Below are 16,195 nucleotides of genomic sequence, written 5' to 3' on the forward strand. Positions count from 1 at the left end.
GACTTTGAGAAAGCGGGCAATGTCAGTTCTGGAATGACCTTCTTGAAAGTGTGCTAACGCCAGGAATCGCATGCGTTTCCTGGCGTTGGTTTCTGCCTTGGCGAGGGCCAAGAAATCGATTAGATCGGACATACTGAGTACAGTGAAACCAGAATAGAGCAATTAGATCACATCTTTAATCTGATTGGTATTAGTCCATATTCAGAAAAAACCAAAATGCAGACAGCCCTGACCAGGCTCATCAGAGCAGTGGCAATAGGCAAAACGCGAGCAGGGAAGAGGGAGAAACGGGTCCCGGGGTGGCCGCGCCTTGAACGGGGAGAGCTTCAGCCATGGTGAGTCGAATCGATGTGCAGAACCCGGGAGGGGCCATTGGTTCCTCCTGGGCTCCGTGGTTTTCTGCCGTGCCAGAGGTGGGGTCAGCCCGCTGGGGCTTGCTGAGCCAGCAGTCTGGCCAGCAGGGAGCGCAATGCTTTTATCAGCGCGGGTTTGCCCGCGACACCCTGTCGGGCAGCCAGCTCGGACCAGGACGCATATTGCCAGATGGTGGCAATCAGCAACCGTCGTTCATCCTGACTCAACGCATCCAGCATCATCACTCGCCGGAGCAGCCAGCGTTGCAGTGTCGCCTGGCACAATTCGAATGGCTTGTGATGGTGGGCAAAACAATCGAGTTCCCGATGCTCGAATTCATCCAGATCCGGCACATGAGTGACAGGTCCGCCTCTGAGGGATAGCCAGACCAGTTCGGTATCCAGCCTCTTGAGTTCACCCGCCAGCAGGGCCGGCAACTGGCTCATGAAACGCTGTCGCCATTGCGCCAGCTCGGCGTGATATTCCGATTGCAACGGCATCAGCAGCAAAGCTGCATGACTGCCGCTGGCCGCATCGCGCTGCAGACCAAGACGCAGCACCTTCAATCCCGCCTTGAGCCAGAATGGCAGCAGATCTGGACTGGCGGAGAAGGCAGACCCCAGATAATCGACCCCTAATACCCGATAATGTGATACCAGCTTGTCCAGCAACCAAGACCCCAGCCCGAGACGATGAAGGGCAGGATGGATGGCGATGCGCATCACCCTGGCATAAGAGCGCTCCCCCGCCGTCACGAAACCGGCGTGGGCCAGCAGCGACTGGGGCAGCAGATGTCCACGAGGGCGCCTTCGTCCGGCCCAGATCGCATGCGCCAGATCAGGGGGTATATTGCCCTCCCGCGAGACCAGCGCCACCCCGAGCAACTCCTGTCCCTGCTCCATCAGATGAATGTCGAGATCCGGCCCCTCCAGCAAATACCGCAGATCACTTGGGCTGGTCTGGTAGTGAGCCAGCACGAGCAGGCCGAACACCCGATTGAGCAGCGCGTCATCACGGGCCAGCTCATCTTGTCCGACCAGGCGCCAGGTCGGTGATGTCGGGGGATGAGGTGCCGATATGTCGGCATTCAGACCAAGGAGCCGGAAGATCAGAGGCTCCAGCGGATCGCTCAGGCTCCAGCGAATGGGCTCCACCAGGTGCAGCTCCTGCCAATCCGGGGTTTGCTCATCGAGTACCCTCTTGAAGCGCAGATGAAAGCCGCGCCCCGTCCCCTCATAGCCGTGCTCCGTTGTAGCGAAGACAATGCGACTGTGACGGGCCAGCATGGCCTCCAGCAGCGGGGTCGGGATGGCGGCGGCCTCATCCACCAGCAACAGATCCGCCAGCACGTCTCCTTGAGAGGCCCGATCAGGGGACACATAGCTCAGACCGGCCAGCCGCTCAGGCATCTCTGCCAGCGCGCGCTCTGCATGGGCAAAAAGTGTCGCCACTGTGGCGTGGGAAGGGGCCGTCACCGCTATCCTCAAGGCCGGATCCCGACTCAGCAAATCGGCGCTCGCCAGCCCCAGCACGGCGCTCTTGCCACGACCGCGATCGGCGCTCAGCACCAGGGGGCGGCGGCGATGGCCGTGCAACACGTTGTGGATGGCGGGCAGCGCACGGGCCTGATCCGCGCTCAGCGGTCGGTCCCCGTCGAGAGGCTGCCAGGTAATATCACAAGAGGCAGGCGTCAGATCTCGCGCCGGATCTTCTTCCAGCAACCGTACTAGACGGGAGATGAACCCCTGCCCGGCACGATCAACCTCCTCTGGCTGGGCGACCAGCCTCTGACGATCTGGGTCTGGGTAGGTCGGCCATGCCTCCCGCGGCGGGGTCAGCAGAAGCAAGAGCCCCCCAGCCCTCAATGTCCCCGCCAAGGCACCGAATGCATCGGGGTGAAAACCACTGAAGGCATTGAATACCAGGGTGTCGCACTCCTGACCGAGCCGTTGAAGCGCCTTGGCGGCAGGCTGCGGAGCATGACGCTCAGGACCCTGCCCCAGCCAGAACACCGCCCCCCACAGCAAGGATTCGGCACGAACGATGCAGTCATCCTGCTCCCCTTCCAGCCAGATCAGACGTCGCTCGCCGGCATGAGCGATAGCGTGGCGCAAGGCGAGCAGCTCGGCTGACATCATGGAGCTGGGCTGGCGTCTGGCTTCACACGGGGTTCAAACATGCGCTCCCCCATCTGGTCGATGAAGGTATGGGCCTTTTGCACCATGAAGCGCTCGGCATCCGCCGGGTTGGCAAAGAGATCGGAGCGGATGAAGCGATGGGTCTGTAATTGCCCGTCGATCTCCCTGGTGATGCGACCTGCCAGCCTGTATTGCCCCCCTTCCGCCATGGGCTCGGGATAGATGAGATAGCCCATGTATTCGATGGGCTCAACCTCGGGGCTCTGGGCGATCTCTCCCTTGAACAGGGCATTGAATAGTTTTTTGAACATGTTCGCATCCTCTCTGATAAAGGCATTCTCCCCAAGGGTGGAATCACTGGCAAGCTCGGGATCTTATTACCATTCGTTCTTTGCACTACGAACCATTCTCATTTAGATTTCATCTCATTCCAGCATGAGGTCCAGATTATGTACGTGTGTTTGTGCCGCGGCATCACAGATAACCAGATCCGCAAGGCGGTACAGGCAGGCAAGACTGAATTCCGACAGTTGAAACAGTCGCTGGAAGTCGGTGCCCAATGTGGTAAATGTGTGCGCATGGCGATGGAGATCATCGCTACCGAAATCGACAAGATGGAGTCAGAGCAGGCACCGCTCTATTACGAAGTGGCGTAAAACCGCCGACTTCTCATCTTCATCTCTCCTTCTGCCCTCCAGGGGACGACTTTCCCCCATCACGTTATGGTCATGTTTCTGGACTAAGCTCTAGTGATCGTTGCCTAGGCTCGAAAACGAGGAGTAATGTCGATGAAAGGAGATCCCAAAATCATTGCCCACCTCAACAAGGTGCTGGCCAATGAGCTGGTTGCCATCAACCAATACTTCCTGCATGCCCGCATCTATGATGACTGGGGCCTCAAGGGGCTGGGGCACAAGGAGTATCACGAATCCATCGATGAGATGAAACATGCCGACGAGCTGGTCAAGCGGGTGCTGTTTCTGGAAGGGCTGCCCAACTTGCAGGATCTGGGCAAGCTGCGCATCGGTGAGACGGTGGAAGAGATGCTGCGCTGTGACTTGTCTCTGGAGATGGACGCCATCCCCGACCTGAAAGTCGCCATCACCTATGCCGAGTCTGTGCAGGACTACGTCAGCCGCGACCTGTTCCAGGAGATCCTGGAAGATGAAGAGGAGCATGTGGACTGGCTGGAAACCCAGCTCGATCTCATCGCCCGTATCGGTCTGGAAAACTACCAGCAATCCCAGCTCCATGCCGAGTCATCCTGAATCGCGATGACATCAAGAGACAATCCCAACCCGCCCAGGCGGGTTTTTTCATGGCACCAGCGGCAGAGATCTTGCCCAACGATACGGTAGCCAACCTGGTTGCTGACAAGGCAGGCCAGAGGCTGTCAGGATGGCAGGCGCCGGATTGAACCGCCTCCGGGATCACAGTTACGATGCATGGGGCAGCGGCAGGCGCCGCTTTCGATTAGGATACGACCCCATTCCCATCATTTTGCTACGGATGACCTCCATGGAACTGATTGCACGCGAGATGGCGCCCCACAAACGGGTTGCCCTGGTGGCTCACGACAACATGAAAGCCCCTCTGCTGAACTGGGTGCTGCGCCGCAAGGAGGAGCTCAAGCTCCACCATCTCTATGCGACCGGCACCACGGGCACCCTGCTCGGCAAGAAGGCGCAGCTGCCCATTACCTGCCTCTTCTCCGGCCCCATGGGAGGGGATCAGCAGCTCGGCGCCCTCATCGCCGAAGGGAAGATAGACGTGATGATCTTCTTCTGGGATCCCCTCAATCCCGCCGCCCACGATCCTGACGTCAAGGCCCTGCTGCGCCTCGCGGCCGTCTGGAACATCCCGGTCGCCACCAACGAGGCGACGGCGGACTTCATCATGGACAGCCCGCACATGCAGCAGGCATTCAGCGTCCAGGTGCCCGACTACGCCGGCTACCTCAAGGCCAGAACTGAATAAGCAACGCCAGACAGCAAAGAGCCGGAACAGATGTCCGGCTCTTTTCTTTCATGGGGGGAGAAGGTCAGCGCTGGAGGCTTTTCTGCGCGAATTTTGGCCTGGCATTCATGATCTGCTCCACCTGCTCGTCGCTCATCTTGCCCCGCGACAGTCCCAGAACCTTGTAGGTCAGCAGAGGGCGCGCCGGCAGGGCGATCATCAGGGCGCGGATCTGGTTCTCGTCTTCCTTCTCTCGCGCCGGCTTGCCGTAGGCGTAGGTGAGCACGCCGGCATCCATCAGGTTTTTGACGGCGGGTTCGGTGATCGGCAGGTTTATGACGCTTTTCCGTTGCAGTACGAACTCCCGCAGCACCGCCTTCTCGTTGAAGTCGAGGAAGCCAATCATCTGGGCCAGTTGATCCTGCTGGCGGCGGGACTGCCACTCGTCACAGGCCCACTCCCAGGCGATCAGAAAGCCCTGACTGCAGAAATAGGAGATGGCGATCAACATGCCGACCCCAAGCCAGGCCGCATGAGCCGTGGCCCACTGGCTCACGGCGCCTTTCATCAATCCGGCCGGAAACAGCAGGATGATGCTGCAGCAAAGCAGCAGCCAGACCATCAGCCAGTTGAGGCGATTAAGCTGGTAAAAATGTTGGATCCACCGTTTCATCGTTCACCCTTCCCAAGTCAATGTGGACAGTAGCCAACTCGTAGCAATCGCTGTGCCAGCACAAGGATCCTCGTAAAAAGATCAGGATCCCGGACGGGAGAGTCGAGGGGTTGTCACATCCTTTTACAACTTGTCGCGCGGATCATCCCCTGTTGGCCTTGCGCCTCACCGAGCCACTTGGTAAAAAGCCCGCACTGTCACTGGGGAGTAGCAACCCGCCCGAAATCCGGGCAGGGCCCATGTCAACACTCTTGGATCCACAGATCCATGGCATGGGCGGCGATAGCACCTATCGTCCTGCAAGACCTTTGGCCTCGATATGCACGCCAGCCGGGCGAGCCGTATCGGGTCCATCGGTTGTTCTGCTCGCCTGGCGGTTACTCGTCATGCTGATCACCCTGCTGTTATTTCTGATCTCTGCCGTCACCATCTATCTGGCCTGCGAATACTTCGTCAACGGCATCGAATGGACCGGCCATCATTTCAAACTGTCCCAAAGCGCCACCGGTTCTCTGCTGGCTGCCCTCGGCACGGCCCTGCCCGAATGCATCGTCACCCTGACCGCGCTGCTGATGGGGGATGCCCCCGCCCAGCAGCAGATAGGCATAGGTGCGGCCCTCGGCGGCCCGCTGGTGCTGGCTACCATAGGCTATGCTGCCGTCGGCGTGACCCTGCTGCTGTGCATGAGCCGGGAGCACAGAGCCATCAATGGCGAGGTGCAGCGGGAGATAGGCCGCGATCAGGCCTGGTTTGCCGGCATCTTCCTGTTGGCCGTGCTGCTTGGCATGGTGGCCTTCACCGGTAAAACCTGGCTGGCCCCCCTGTTCGTGCTGATGTACCTCCTCTATGTGCGACGTGAGCTGAAACAGACCGACAGCCACGATGCGGAATTGCCCTCCCCCCTCAAGCTGGATCCGCACGCCAGGATCCCGGCGCTCGGCAAGGTGCTGCTGCAAACCCTGGTGGCGCTCGGCGTGGTGGCGCTGGCGGCCCAGCTGTTCGTTCACCAGCTGGAGAACATGGGCGAGCTGTTCGGCCTCTCGCCGGTAGTGGCCGCCCTGTTGCTGAGCCCGGTGGCCACCGAAATGCCCGAGCTGATGAACGTGCTCATCTGGGTGCGGCAGGGCAAACACCGGCTGGCACTGGCCAATATCTCCGGCGCCATGATGATCCAGGGCACCATTCCCAAGGCGTTCTGCCTGCTGTTCACTCCCTGGCTGCTGGACAGCACCATGATGGCCTCCTCGCTGGTGACGCTGCTGGCGGTCACGCTGCTGTGGTGGGGGTTCAGTCGGGAGCGGATGACGGCGGGCAGGCTCGCCCTGGTGGGACTGGTTTACCTGGGTTTCTGCGGCTGGCTGATGATGAGCTGAGGGCCGGCCTCTGCCTCTGGCGCAACAAGAAAGGGCAGGATCCTATCCTGCCCTTCATCTCACGGGGTAGTGTCAATCAGACCGATCCGAGGTCTTAGAACTGCTGGAACCAGCGCTGGATCTGGGCCGGATCCTTGCTCTGGGTCAGGGCGAGCATCAGCAGCACCCGCGCCTTCTGCGGGTTGAGGGTCTCGGCGGCGACGAAGCCGTACTTGGCGTCATCGATCTCGGCATCCAGGGTGGTGGAACCGGTCGGCACGCGGGCGGAACGCACCACGCGAATGCCGTCCTTGCTCGCCTTGGCCAGGGTGTCGAACAGGGTGTGGTAGAGGTTGCCGTTGCCCACCCCGGCGCTGACGATGCCGTCGAACTTGGCATCCACCAGGGCCTTGGCCGGCAGATCCGAGGCGTTGGCGTAGCTGTAGACGATGCCGACCTGGGGCAACTTGTCGAGCTTGCTCACGTCGAACGGGGTCTTGCTGGTGTGCTGGCGGGCCGGGCTGCGCTGGTAGTCGATCTTGCCGTTGTGGATGTAGCCGAGCGGGCCGAAGTTGGGGGAGGCGAAGGTCTGCACTCCTGTGGTGTTTGTCTTGGTGACGTCGCGGGCATCCAGCACGGTGTCGTTCATCGCCACCATGACGCCACGTCCCTTTGAGGCGGGGTCGGAGGCAGTCACCACGGCGTTGTAGAGGTTCATGGGGCCGTCGGCGCTCATGGCGGTGGAGGGGCGCATGGCGCCCACCAGCACCACCGGCTTGTCGCTCTTGACGGTCAGATTGAGGAAGTAGGCGGTCTCCTCCATGGTGTCGGTGCCATGGGTGATGACGATGCCGTCCACGTCATCCCTGGCCAGCAGCGCGTTGACCCGCTTGGCGAGCGTGAGCCACACCTCGTCGTTCATGTCCTGGGAGCCGATCTTGACCACCTGCTCACCCTGCACGTCGGCCACGTTCTTCATCTCGGGCACGGCGGCGATCAGGGTCTCGATGGCAACCTTGCCCGCCTCGTAGTTGGACTGGGTGGCGGACTGGCCGGCACCGGCGATGGTGCCACCGGTGGCCAGTATGTGCACGTTCGGCAGCGCCATGGCCATGGGGGAGAGGGTCATACCGAGCACGGCGGCGAGCAGGGTCTTGCGGATAGGGAGGGTCATGCTGCAATCCTTCTTATGGGTTGATTGCAGCATTTTTATTCTTTTTAAACGGAATTTAAGTGATCGTTCTCACCAATAAAAAGAAGTAAACAGAATATTGGTCTATTTTTTACCACTTAGGTGATAAGTCATTCCGCGGTGAAGCCACTGGCCTCGACTAGGGCGATCAGCTCCGCCTTGCCCAGCTCGCTCTCGATAACGGCCTTGCGGCTGGCAAAGTCGACGCTGGCGGTGCTGACGGCAGGCTGGGCCAGCAACGCTTTTTGCAGGCTGGCGGCACAGCCACCACAGGACATGCCGGAAACGGTGAGTTCGATGGTCATGGGTAATCTCCTCTCTGAATGTCCCCCCAGCCTAAAGCTGACGGCCGCAGCAAGGTCAAGCCCTAGCGGGCCAGTACCGACTCACGCACCACCAGACGCCCCTGGAACTTCTGCGGTTCGTCGGCCGGACGCAGGCCTTGTGCCAGCTGTGCCAGCAGCACGCGCACGCTCTCCTGGGCCAGCCGTTCACTCGGGTATTCGATGCAGGTCAATGGCGGAGTCAGCTGGCTTGCCAGGGTGGCCCCCTCCAGGCTGATGACGGACACATCCTGGGGAACGTGGAGGTTGAACTCACGCAGCAGTCGCATGGCATCGGCCGCCTGGGCATCCTGCTGCACCACCAGGGCGGTGAAGGGCAGATAGCGGTTGAGCAGGCCGAGCAGCGCCTGCTGGTTGTCGGCACCGTCGATCACCAATTGGCCGTTGTAGGGCAGGGATTGCTGCTGCAGTGCCTGCTGATAGCCCGTGATGGCACTCTTGCCCGCCGGCGACAGCTTGTCGTCCAGCATCAGCACCAACTGGCGATGCCCCTTGCCAAGCAGGAAGCGGCAGGCGCTCTCGGTGGCAAACGTCAGGTCGTAGCAGAGATTGAGGTTGTCCGAATCGCTCACCCCATCGAGCTGGATGAGGCGCTCGTCCGGCGCCAGGGATTGCTTGGCTCCCAGCACCAGCACGCCGTCACAACGCCCCCCCAACAGCTCATCGACCGCCCGCTGCTGTTGCTCCGCCTCGTCGGCGAAGCGCACCAGCATGCTCTTGCCCGCCTTGGTCAGCGCCCCTTCCAGCAGTGGCAGCATGCTGGCCAGCCGGTTGCCAAGCTGGGAAGAGAGGATGATCCCCACGCAATCCGTCGCCTGGGTCGCCAGAGAGCGGGCCGTGGCATTGGGCCGAAAATTCAGCTGCTCGGCAGCCTGCAGCACGGCCAGGCGACTCTCTTCCCGCACGCCGCGCGAGCCGCTCAGAACACGGGAAACGGTGGCTTTGGACACATTCGCAAGACGCGACACATCGGTAATATTGGCCATGGGTTCAATTCCGGTAACCGGTTTACAACTGGTTTCATCCTACCATGCCCCCAACGGGGCGGGAACCTCCAGACTCCCGCCCTGTGAGCCAGATGCTATTGCAGTGCGGACGCCGTCTGGCGAATGCCGGCCTCACCGAACACGATGTCATTTCCCCTTGGGGAGAGATCCATGCTGCCGTAGTCGTAGGACATGTCTAGCACCTCCTCTTCCCCGGCACCATTCCCCTTCCAGGACCAGGCGATCCACCCTACCGACTCGCTCTGCGCCTTGCCAAGCAGATGATAGTGATCGACGTTGTTGGGGGCCTGGAAGCGCTTGTCTCCGAACTCGCCAAACAGGAATGCCAGGTTCTGCGCCTTCATCTGGGCAATGGCGGCATCGATCTCGGCAGGCGTGTCCCAGAGCCAGTGGTAGGCGTGCAGGGAGAACAGCAGGTTCTTGCTGGCATCGGCATTGAGCAACTCGCTGCCACGACCCGAGAGGAAGCTCTGCACGTACTGGCCGCAGTGGGCCGCATCGATCACCAGCGGCATGGTATAGCCGCCATCGCGCAGTCCCTTGATGAGCCCCTTGTAGGTGGTGATAAAGTCGGCGTAATTGTTGGTATCCTCACCCCATTCATTGGCGATGTTGAGCAGGATCTTGCCCTTGTACTTGGGATCCTGCATCACGGCCTTCCAGCTGCCGAGCCAGAGCGAGTCGACGGCGGTCTGCAGCGGCTGCGGGTTGCTCTGGCAGGTCACGTCGCTCTCCCAGTACATGGGCATGGCGACCATGTTGCGGGCGACGATGGCATCGAGGACACCGCGCAGCTCCTGGGCCGTGGTGTGCTTGCGCAGTTGCAGTCGCACTATGTTGGCGCCGGTATTGGCGATCGGCGTGATGGCCGCGAAGGCCGCCCCCGGGTTGTCGCCATACTGCAGGTTGATGCCGCGGGCGATGAAGCGCTGACCACTGGCGGAGTAAAGCTGGCCATCCTTCACATACATGTCCCCCGAGCCCGGTGTCGGTGTGGAGCTGGCCACCTGGCAGCTCTGGCCATTCTCCCAGCCCCAGCCGTCACCGTCCGGATCGCTGGCCGCCGAGGCACAGGTCGGGTAAGTGGTCGCGCCGCCCGACCCTGCCACCACCTGGCAGCTCTGGCCATTCTCCCAGCCCCAACCGTCACCGTCCGGATCGCTGGTCGCCGAGGCACAGGTCGGGTAAGTGGTCGCGCCGCCGCCCGACCCTGCCACCACCTGGCAGCTCTGGCCATTCTCCCAGCCCCAACCGTCACCGTCCGGGTCGCTGGCCGCCGAGGCACAGGTCGGGTAGGTGGTCGCGGCCAGGGCCGAAGGGCTCAGCAGCAGAGCGGGCACGGTGCTGCAGCCGAGCAGCAGGGTAGCGATGATCGTCTTTCTCTTCACTTTTCTATCCTTTTATTTATCCAGGGGATAAGCGGTTATTCCATAATCAGGACAGCGATACCGCATCATTCATTGTCACGTCGTGATGGAAATACACCACCGAGGCATTCTCTGTGGCGGACAATAAAATCAGCCACAGAGCATCAGGACCCTTCTTGTTATTTATTTCTGATGGGCGAATAAGGTGGCTGCCGGCTCGCACAGGCAGCCAGGTGTTCGATTATTTGGCCGCGATCTTGATCCATTTCACGAACATATAACCCCAGTCATTGGGCGCCTTGCCGAAGCTGATGCTGTTGCTGCCCTCCTGCAGGGTCACCGGGAGCACCTTCTCTTCACCGGCTTCACCGGTCTGGGGGAAGTCGATCTGCACCGGCTCGCCGCCGTTGACCACCAGGGTGTTCTTCTTGCCGCCCCACTTGGCATTGAAGAAGAGGCGAAGCTGGTACTCACCGGCACTGGGCACCGCAACCGTCCAGGTCACCTTGTCCCCCTCGCTGGCAAAGGGACCGAGAAAACCGTCATCCCCCAGGGTCAGCTGGTCCTTGGCGCTGGTGACCACATTCAGTTGACCATCTCCGGCCGACTGCTCGACCAGATAGTCGGCCGCCATCGCAGACAGGGACAACGCGGGTAGAACCAGCCAGAGAGCACCGAGAAAAATATGTTTCTTCATCTTTATCTCCTTCATGGAGACGGTCGTGCCGCTTTATTTTTTGAATATGTGAAAGAGACACCCTGTATCGGGATAAACCGCACAAGGCTATATTGCACACTCGCCAAAAAAGGCCTCCGACGACTCGCTCTCCGATGTGAATGAAACACGAATGAATACGGGCCGCACCATTAGATGCGGCCCGTACTGTTATTCCGCCACGACCTTGACGGACTTCACGAACATATACCCCCAGTCACCGGCGAATTTACCGAAGCTCACCAGGTTCTTGCCCTGCTTGAGCTGCACCGGGACGACTTGCACCTGACCGGCCTCATCGGTCTGCGGGAATTCGATCGGGTGAATATCGGTGCCATTGATGACGACGCTGTTCTTCTTGCCGCCCCACTTGCCGTTGAAGTGCAGGTGCAGGTTGAAGGCGCCGGACCAGGGGGCCTCGACGTGCCAGGTGATCTTGTCACCCTCGCTGGCAAACGGACCAGCGAAACCGTCGGCCGCCACCTCCAGCTGGTTCTCGGCACTCTTGACCACGTTCAGCTCACCCTCTTTGGCCACCAGCTCGGCAGAGCTGAACTCGCAGTAGCTGACCGGCAGCTCGCCCCTGGCCCGATCCACCTTCACCTTGATGGATCTCGCACTCCGGGCGAGGCCGTCATCGGCACTGAAGGTCAGCTCATACTCGCCCGCCTGAGGGAACCAGGCACGGGTCGAAGCCTTATCGCCGTGGCAGAACCTGGCCTCGAGGGGCCCGGTGCTGCGCCACCCCACCTTGACCTGCGGGGTCGGCAGCTGGTCGTCGCGCCAGACGGCGCTGAGCAGGACACCCTGATCCACCGAGGTGGTCAGATCGCCACCCACTTCGACCACAGGCGGCAGATTCTGCTGGGTGTGTTTGACCGAGATGACGTTGGAGGGTTGGGAGGCACCCGACTCATTCTTGGCGATGACCCTGTAGTAGTAGGTCTGACCCAGCTTGAGCGAGCCGTAGTCGTCGCTGAACAGGCTCATCCTGCTCGGGTCCCACTCGTTGACGCCATCCGAGACATCCTTGCCGACACGGGTCCAGGGACCCTTGGCGGAAGTGGCGCGCTCGATGTCATAGGCACGTCCCACCGGCGCCCCCATCCAGTTGATGGCAAACGGCGAATCGGTCTGGCGCAGCAACGGAGCGTCCGGTGCCGGCAGGGCAGGCGCCTGCGCCAGACCCGCCATCTGGGCCGACGCCTTGCGCACCAGGTCGACGACGTCCATCTCCTGGTTGGCCTTGCCCTCTATTGGGAATCCGGGCAGGTGATAGCTGTAGTGCCCCGTGTACTCCTTGTGCCAGTATAAGCCCCCGTCGTGACGGTGGCCACGGAAACCCCAGATGAAGCCCCCCACCGCCTTGGCGCCATCCACCTCGGTATGGACGATGGACTGCATGATGTTGTCCAGATCCCGGTGATCGAGCAGGCCGAACTCGCCCACCAGATAGGCCTTCTTGCCGGCGATGGCGGTCAGATCCTTCTTCACCTGATCCGGGTGGTTGTTGCCGGCGTTGGTGTAGTAGTGGTTGCTGATGATGTCGACGTTCGGATCCTTGAGAGAGAAGTCGTTGATCTTCTTGTAGGTGCCGTCGATGACCAGCTGGTGCGGAGCGAACTGCTTGATCCAGGCCGCGGTCCGGGTCAGGAAGGCCTCATTGGAGTTCTCCAGCTCGTTGCCGGTCTCCCAGGCCATGATCGCCTTCTCGTCATAGTAGTGACGGCCGGTGATCGTGTTCTTGCGGGTGATCACCTGGCGGATGATGTCCTGATAGGCCTTGTAGGTCTTGCTCGAGGTGTCGTAGAAGTCGTCTGCCGTCTCCTTGTAGAAGGCTGCCAGCTGCTCGCGCCCGCCCCACCACCACCAGTGATCGATGAAGGGCAGGATGAGCCGCAGCCCCTGCTTGTCGGCCTCGGCAATCATGTTGTCATAGACCACCATGGCCTTTTCATTGAGCACGGGCATGCCGTCTGCCGTGGCAGGGGCCAGAATGTGGGTCTCGCGCTCACAAGCCTGGTCGTTCTCCTGCTGCACCGAGAGGACATAGACCCGCTGGGCCTTGGCGCCAGTCTGCACCATGGCGCGGATCCAGTTGGCCTGCTCCTCGGCGGTCGGCCACTTGAAGTACTGGCCCCAGCCCCGCGGGTCGGCCTTGCACACGCCGCGCGCATCGTCTTCGATGCGGTGCAGCTCGGGGGCGTGGATGCCGGCAAAGCGGAACCCCTGCTTGCCATCCATCAGCGCCGCCCCCTGGCGGGTGATGAAGTGCTCAAAGTGGGAAGGCGCCGCCAGTGTGCTGCCGGCCAGGGCCGACAGCACACAGAAACTCAGGGTATTGCGTAAGAGAGATCTCATGCTCGTGCTCCTTAGAACCACACTTCGCCCTGGACACCGAAGTTCCAGGTATCCGTCTTGCCACTGCGGGAGTAAGCCCCGGCTGAGAGGGTGCCGCTCCCCCAGTCGTAGTTGCCGTCGATGGCATCGGAGACGCCCTCATCCCACTTGGCGTAGGTGACGAACAGACGCAGCTGCGGACGGCTCCAGAAGCCGGAGTCGAAGGTCAGGGTCGGCGCTATGGTCGCCTTTGTCATGCCCCCCTTGCCCTTGCTGCCCGCCACGCCCTTGTAGTTGTCATCGTCGAGGTACTCGTAGCCGACCTCATACTGCATGGCGAAGTTCCGGGTGATCTGCTGCATGGGACGCACCCCGGCAACCCACATGGAACGGCCCCAACCATCCTGATCCCCGGTCCACCAGCGGTAGCTCTTGTCCTTCTGGTAGAAGGCGAAGGTGGAGACATCCCAACCGTTGTCGAGAGAAGCCAGGCCGTCGAGCACCAGGCGCCAGGACTGTGTGTCATCCAGGTTGGACCAGCCCCAGCCGTTCTTGCCGAGGGAGTCGCCCGCCGCCAAGCCCTTGCCGAGCTGGGCCACGAAGCGGGAGTAACCGCCGGTCAGACCGTAGAAGCCGTCAAAGTTGTAGATGCCGGTGACGCCATAGCCCTTCTCGGCACTCTCCTTCCAGGCGTTGTTCTCGTTCTGGTTCATGTGGTGGGCGACCAGTTGCAGATCGATGGGGCCGCCCCCAATCTTCTTGAACCAGAGGTTGAGGGAGTAGTCGTCCGGATAACCCTGCTCGTTCGCATCGTGGGGATAGGCCTTGGCCTCGTCGCTCGGGGTGAAGGCGTAGACGCCGACGTCAAACTTGGCGAAACCGATGTCGATGTTGTCCGCCCCGCCCCCGGTGCCGTTGTACTGGATGTACTCCCAGTCGTACTGGTGGCTGGAGGTGTTCGAGCTGCTGTAACGCTTGCCGGCCCAGAACACCACATCCGGTGCGAAGTCGAGCCTGGTCAGCTGGGCAAAGGCCTCGCGTACCTGAATGTCGTGGCCGTCGTCATCCACACAGTTCCAGTCGGACGTGCAGTCGGTCTCATGGGTCAGGTTGGCCTGGATCTTGGCGACCGGGCCGGCATCTGAGGTCAGGGTCACCTGGGGGATCAGCTCGAGCTTGGTGTTGTCCTCGTTGCCCAGTCGCCATTTGCCATCCGGCATCAGGCCGACGGAGTCCACCCGGTTGCCATCCTGATTGGCCAGGATGCCTGAGCGGACATAGCCGTGCATGGCGAAGTCATACTTGTCGGCCAACACGGGGCCGCTGAACATGGCCAGGGTCAGCAGGGAAAGGGGCATGACCTTGTGCATTTTTTCCATCTTTGCTCTTCCTTTTTGTAACGTCCTATCGTGGTAAAAAAGGCCCCGGCCACGACATTGAGGGGCGCCGCAGGCAAGGGGCGGCCCCACGGTGCAGCCGGCACCGTGTATGGGTACTGAGGTGAGAGAGTCAGATCAGGGGGTGGGCAGCCAGGCCGCACCGCGTACGCCGCTGCTGTCCCCGTGCCGTGCCGGCAGCAGCCGGGTCAGACAACGGTCGGTGAACAGCCAGGGGGTGATGGCCGCCGGCAAGTCCTCATAGAGGCGCGTTATGTTGGAGAGGCCACCACCGAAGACGATGACATCCGGGTCCAGCAGGTTGATGACGCTCGCCAGACTGCGCCCCAGGGCATGGAGGAAGTGCTCGTAGTGAGCCTGGGCCTCCTCGTCCCCCTCGGCCGCCGCCGTCAGGATCCCTTTCGGCGACAGACTGCGGCCATGGCGCTCGACGAAGCGCCCCGCGAACCCCGTCCCCGACACGAAGCGCTCGATGCAGTTGCGACGACCGCAGTAGCAGGGTTGGGCCGGGCCATCGCGCACCGGGTCATAGCCGGGCAACGGATTGTGTCCCCACTCGCCAGTGATGGCGTTGGGACCTACCAGCAGGCGCTGATGCGCCACTATGCCCCCGCCGCAGCCGGTGCCCAGGATGACCCCGAACACCAGGTTGGCACCGCTGCCCGCCCCGTCAACGGCCTCGGACAGGGTGAAGCAGTCCGCATCGTTGGCCAGCCAGACCGGCTGGCCGAGGGCGGCCTCCAGATCCGCCTTGAGCGGATGGCCGTTGAGGAACAGGCAGTTGGCGTTCTTGATGCAGCCGTTGTCGGCACGCACCGCCCCCGGCAAGCCGATGCCGATGCTGACCGGCGCACCGGCCTCTTCGGCGAAGCCGCGGATAAAACCGGTCACCACCTCGATGAAGGTCTGGTAACCCTGCTGCGGCGTCGCGATGCGGCGCCGGCACAGCTCGTTGCCCTCGCCGTCGAGCAGCAGCCCCTCCATCTTGGTGCCGCCGATATCCAGTCCCAGTCGCAACATCTCGCGCTCCTCTCTCAGGCGGCCTGACGGCGGTAGAGTTCGATGAGCTCGCACACCAGCTCCTTGGCCAGCATGGAGGTCATCAGGTGATCCTGGGCGTGCACCAATACCAGGGTGACCGGGATCTTGCCCTCCCCCTGATCCGCCTCGATCAGCCTGGTCTGCACCGCGTGGGCGGCGTTGGCCGCCTCGGTGGCCTGCCGCAGCAGGTCGTCCGCCTCGGCAAACTGCCCCAGCTTGGCGCTGCGCAGCGCCTCGTAGCACAGGCTGCGTGACTGGCCGGCGTTAATGATGATGCCCATGACGGTTTCTTCGAGATCAAACATCTTGTACTCCTTGG

The 16,195-nt window shown here is 61.5% G+C and carries 16 protein-coding genes, 1 pseudogene and 1 riboswitch; of the genes and pseudogenes, 4 read left to right on the forward strand and 13 right to left on the reverse strand.

The window, feature by feature from the left end; genetic code table 11:
• The 3 genes and pseudogenes from ACNPAA_RS11495 to ACNPAA_RS11505 form a co-directional block, all read right to left on the reverse strand.
• A pseudogene (locus ACNPAA_RS11495) lies at positions 1 to 132 on the reverse strand (IS630 family transposase); the annotation flags it as partial.
• Positions 133 to 419: 287 nt separating this feature from the next.
• Positions 420 to 2,492 carry a tRNA(Met) cytidine acetyltransferase TmcA gene (locus ACNPAA_RS11500; RefSeq protein WP_244812340.1) on the reverse strand — a complete coding sequence of 691 codons (2,073 nt, stop codon included), beginning with the start codon at positions 2,490 to 2,492 and terminating at the stop codon, positions 420 to 422.
• Positions 2,489 to 2,803 carry an HlyU family transcriptional regulator gene (locus ACNPAA_RS11505; protein ID WP_041211748.1) on the reverse strand — a complete coding sequence of 105 codons (315 nt, stop codon included), beginning with the start codon at positions 2,801 to 2,803 and terminating at the stop codon, positions 2,489 to 2,491. The genes ACNPAA_RS11500 and ACNPAA_RS11505 overlap by 4 nt, the downstream gene beginning before the upstream one ends.
• Positions 2,804 to 2,941: 138 nt before the next feature.
• On the opposite strand from ACNPAA_RS11505, the gene ACNPAA_RS11510 reads away from it, so the two are divergent.
• The 3 genes from ACNPAA_RS11510 to ACNPAA_RS11520 all read left to right on the forward strand — a co-directional run bounded on the left by ACNPAA_RS11510 (position 2,942) and on the right by ACNPAA_RS11520 (position 4,469).
• Positions 2,942 to 3,148, forward strand: coding sequence for a bacterioferritin-associated ferredoxin (locus ACNPAA_RS11510; RefSeq protein ID WP_010675777.1), 207 nt, complete (start codon positions 2,942 to 2,944; stop codon positions 3,146 to 3,148).
• 132 nt (positions 3,149 to 3,280) lie between these two features.
• Entirely contained in the window at positions 3,281 to 3,760 is a 480-nt protein-coding gene (gene bfr / locus ACNPAA_RS11515; RefSeq protein ID WP_010675778.1) for a bacterioferritin, read from the forward strand.
• Positions 3,761 to 4,010: 250 nt separating this feature from the next.
• Positions 4,011 to 4,469: a methylglyoxal synthase gene (locus tag ACNPAA_RS11520; protein WP_041211864.1), complete on the forward strand. Its 459-nt coding sequence runs from the start codon at positions 4,011 to 4,013 to the stop codon at positions 4,467 to 4,469.
• 64 nt (positions 4,470 to 4,533) lie between these two features.
• On the opposite strand, the gene ACNPAA_RS11525 is transcribed toward ACNPAA_RS11520, so the two are convergent.
• Entirely contained in the window at positions 4,534 to 5,121 is a 588-nt protein-coding gene (locus ACNPAA_RS11525) for a superinfection exclusion B family protein (RefSeq protein WP_041213974.1), read from the reverse strand.
• Between the two features lie 190 nt (positions 5,122 to 5,311).
• Positions 5,312 to 5,418: riboswitch (yybP-ykoY riboswitch) on the forward strand.
• An 89-nt stretch (positions 5,419 to 5,507) separates the two neighbouring features.
• Here ACNPAA_RS11525 and ACNPAA_RS11530 point away from each other — a divergent pair.
• Positions 5,508 to 6,494, forward strand: a complete 987-nt coding sequence (locus ACNPAA_RS11530; RefSeq protein ID WP_237682636.1) for a sodium:calcium antiporter — start codon at positions 5,508 to 5,510, stop codon at positions 6,492 to 6,494.
• Positions 6,495 to 6,588: 94 nt separating this feature from the next.
• Here ACNPAA_RS11530 and ansB read toward each other — a convergent pair whose 3' ends face one another.
• From ansB to chbA, 9 genes are all read right to left on the reverse strand, one after another.
• On the reverse strand, positions 6,589 to 7,647 hold the full coding sequence (gene ansB, locus ACNPAA_RS11535; RefSeq protein WP_201871838.1) for an L-asparaginase 2: 1,059 nt from the start codon (positions 7,645 to 7,647) through the stop codon (positions 6,589 to 6,591).
• 128 nt (positions 7,648 to 7,775) lie between these two features.
• Positions 7,776 to 7,970, reverse strand: a complete 195-nt coding sequence (locus ACNPAA_RS11540) for a heavy-metal-associated domain-containing protein (protein WP_128312930.1) — start codon at positions 7,968 to 7,970, stop codon at positions 7,776 to 7,778.
• A 62-nt stretch (positions 7,971 to 8,032) separates the two neighbouring features.
• Entirely contained in the window at positions 8,033 to 8,995 is a 963-nt protein-coding gene (locus ACNPAA_RS11545; protein WP_041211752.1) for a LacI family DNA-binding transcriptional regulator, read from the reverse strand.
• 95 nt (positions 8,996 to 9,090) lie between these two features.
• A complete protein-coding gene (locus tag ACNPAA_RS11550) occupies positions 9,091 to 10,404 on the reverse strand; it encodes a carbohydrate-binding domain-containing protein (protein WP_128312931.1) in 1,314 nt (437 codons plus the stop codon).
• 220 nt (positions 10,405 to 10,624) lie between these two features.
• On the reverse strand, positions 10,625 to 11,080 hold the full coding sequence (locus ACNPAA_RS11555; protein WP_041211754.1) for a CBM35 domain-containing protein: 456 nt from the start codon (positions 11,078 to 11,080) through the stop codon (positions 10,625 to 10,627).
• A 189-nt stretch (positions 11,081 to 11,269) separates the two neighbouring features.
• The gene (locus ACNPAA_RS11560; RefSeq protein ID WP_161470586.1) at positions 11,270 to 13,459 is read right to left on the reverse strand and encodes a CBM35 domain-containing protein; all 2,190 of its coding nucleotides are present in this window, start codon (positions 13,457 to 13,459) and stop codon (positions 11,270 to 11,272) included.
• An 11-nt stretch (positions 13,460 to 13,470) separates the two neighbouring features.
• On the reverse strand, positions 13,471 to 14,817 hold the full coding sequence (locus ACNPAA_RS11565) for a maltoporin (RefSeq protein WP_161470587.1): 1,347 nt from the start codon (positions 14,815 to 14,817) through the stop codon (positions 13,471 to 13,473).
• 135 nt (positions 14,818 to 14,952) lie between these two features.
• Positions 14,953 to 15,855: an ROK family protein gene (locus ACNPAA_RS11570; RefSeq protein WP_134996940.1), complete on the reverse strand. Its 903-nt coding sequence runs from the start codon at positions 15,853 to 15,855 to the stop codon at positions 14,953 to 14,955.
• Positions 15,856 to 15,869: 14 nt separating this feature from the next.
• Positions 15,870 to 16,181: a PTS N,N'-diacetylchitobiose transporter subunit IIA gene (chbA, locus tag ACNPAA_RS11575; protein ID WP_041211758.1), complete on the reverse strand. Its 312-nt coding sequence runs from the start codon at positions 16,179 to 16,181 to the stop codon at positions 15,870 to 15,872.
• Between the last annotated feature and the right edge of the window lie 14 nt (positions 16,182 to 16,195).

Origin of the sequence: Aeromonas sp. PS2Canimalfood6 (genome assembly GCF_048276795.1) — a bacterium.
Lineage (GTDB): Bacteria > Pseudomonadota > Gammaproteobacteria > Enterobacterales > Aeromonadaceae > Aeromonas > Aeromonas caviae.

Bases quoted from the DNA above. Each gene is read 5' to 3' on its own strand.
- ACNPAA_RS11520 (WP_041211864.1), top strand. From the start codon at position 4,011: ATGGAACTGATTGCACGCGAGATGGCGCCCCACAAACGGGTTGCCCTG.
- ACNPAA_RS11545 (WP_041211752.1), bottom strand. From the start codon at position 8,995: ATGGCCAATATTACCGATGTGTCGCGTCTTGCGAATGTGTCCAAAGCC.
- ACNPAA_RS11500 (WP_244812340.1), bottom strand. From the start codon at position 2,492: ATGATGTCAGCCGAGCTGCTCGCCTTGCGCCACGCTATCGCTCATGCC.
- ACNPAA_RS11555 (WP_041211754.1), bottom strand. From the start codon at position 11,080: ATGAAGAAACATATTTTTCTCGGTGCTCTCTGGCTGGTTCTACCCGCG.
- bfr (WP_010675778.1), top strand. From the start codon at position 3,281: ATGAAAGGAGATCCCAAAATCATTGCCCACCTCAACAAGGTGCTGGCC.
- ACNPAA_RS11570 (WP_134996940.1), bottom strand. From the start codon at position 15,855: ATGTTGCGACTGGGACTGGATATCGGCGGCACCAAGATGGAGGGGCTG.
- ACNPAA_RS11525 (WP_041213974.1), bottom strand. From the start codon at position 5,121: ATGAAACGGTGGATCCAACATTTTTACCAGCTTAATCGCCTCAACTGG.
- ACNPAA_RS11540 (WP_128312930.1), bottom strand. From the start codon at position 7,970: ATGACCATCGAACTCACCGTTTCCGGCATGTCCTGTGGTGGCTGTGCC.
- ACNPAA_RS11565 (WP_161470587.1), bottom strand. From the start codon at position 14,817: ATGGAAAAAATGCACAAGGTCATGCCCCTTTCCCTGCTGACCCTGGCC.
- chbA (WP_041211758.1), bottom strand. From the start codon at position 16,181: ATGTTTGATCTCGAAGAAACCGTCATGGGCATCATCATTAACGCCGGC.
- ACNPAA_RS11560 (WP_161470586.1), bottom strand. From the start codon at position 13,459: ATGAGATCTCTCTTACGCAATACCCTGAGTTTCTGTGTGCTGTCGGCC.
- ansB (WP_201871838.1), bottom strand. From the start codon at position 7,647: ATGACCCTCCCTATCCGCAAGACCCTGCTCGCCGCCGTGCTCGGTATG.
- ACNPAA_RS11530 (WP_237682636.1), top strand. From the start codon at position 5,508: ATGCTGATCACCCTGCTGTTATTTCTGATCTCTGCCGTCACCATCTAT.
- ACNPAA_RS11505 (WP_041211748.1), bottom strand. From the start codon at position 2,803: ATGTTCAAAAAACTATTCAATGCCCTGTTCAAGGGAGAGATCGCCCAG.
- ACNPAA_RS11510 (WP_010675777.1), top strand. From the start codon at position 2,942: ATGTACGTGTGTTTGTGCCGCGGCATCACAGATAACCAGATCCGCAAG.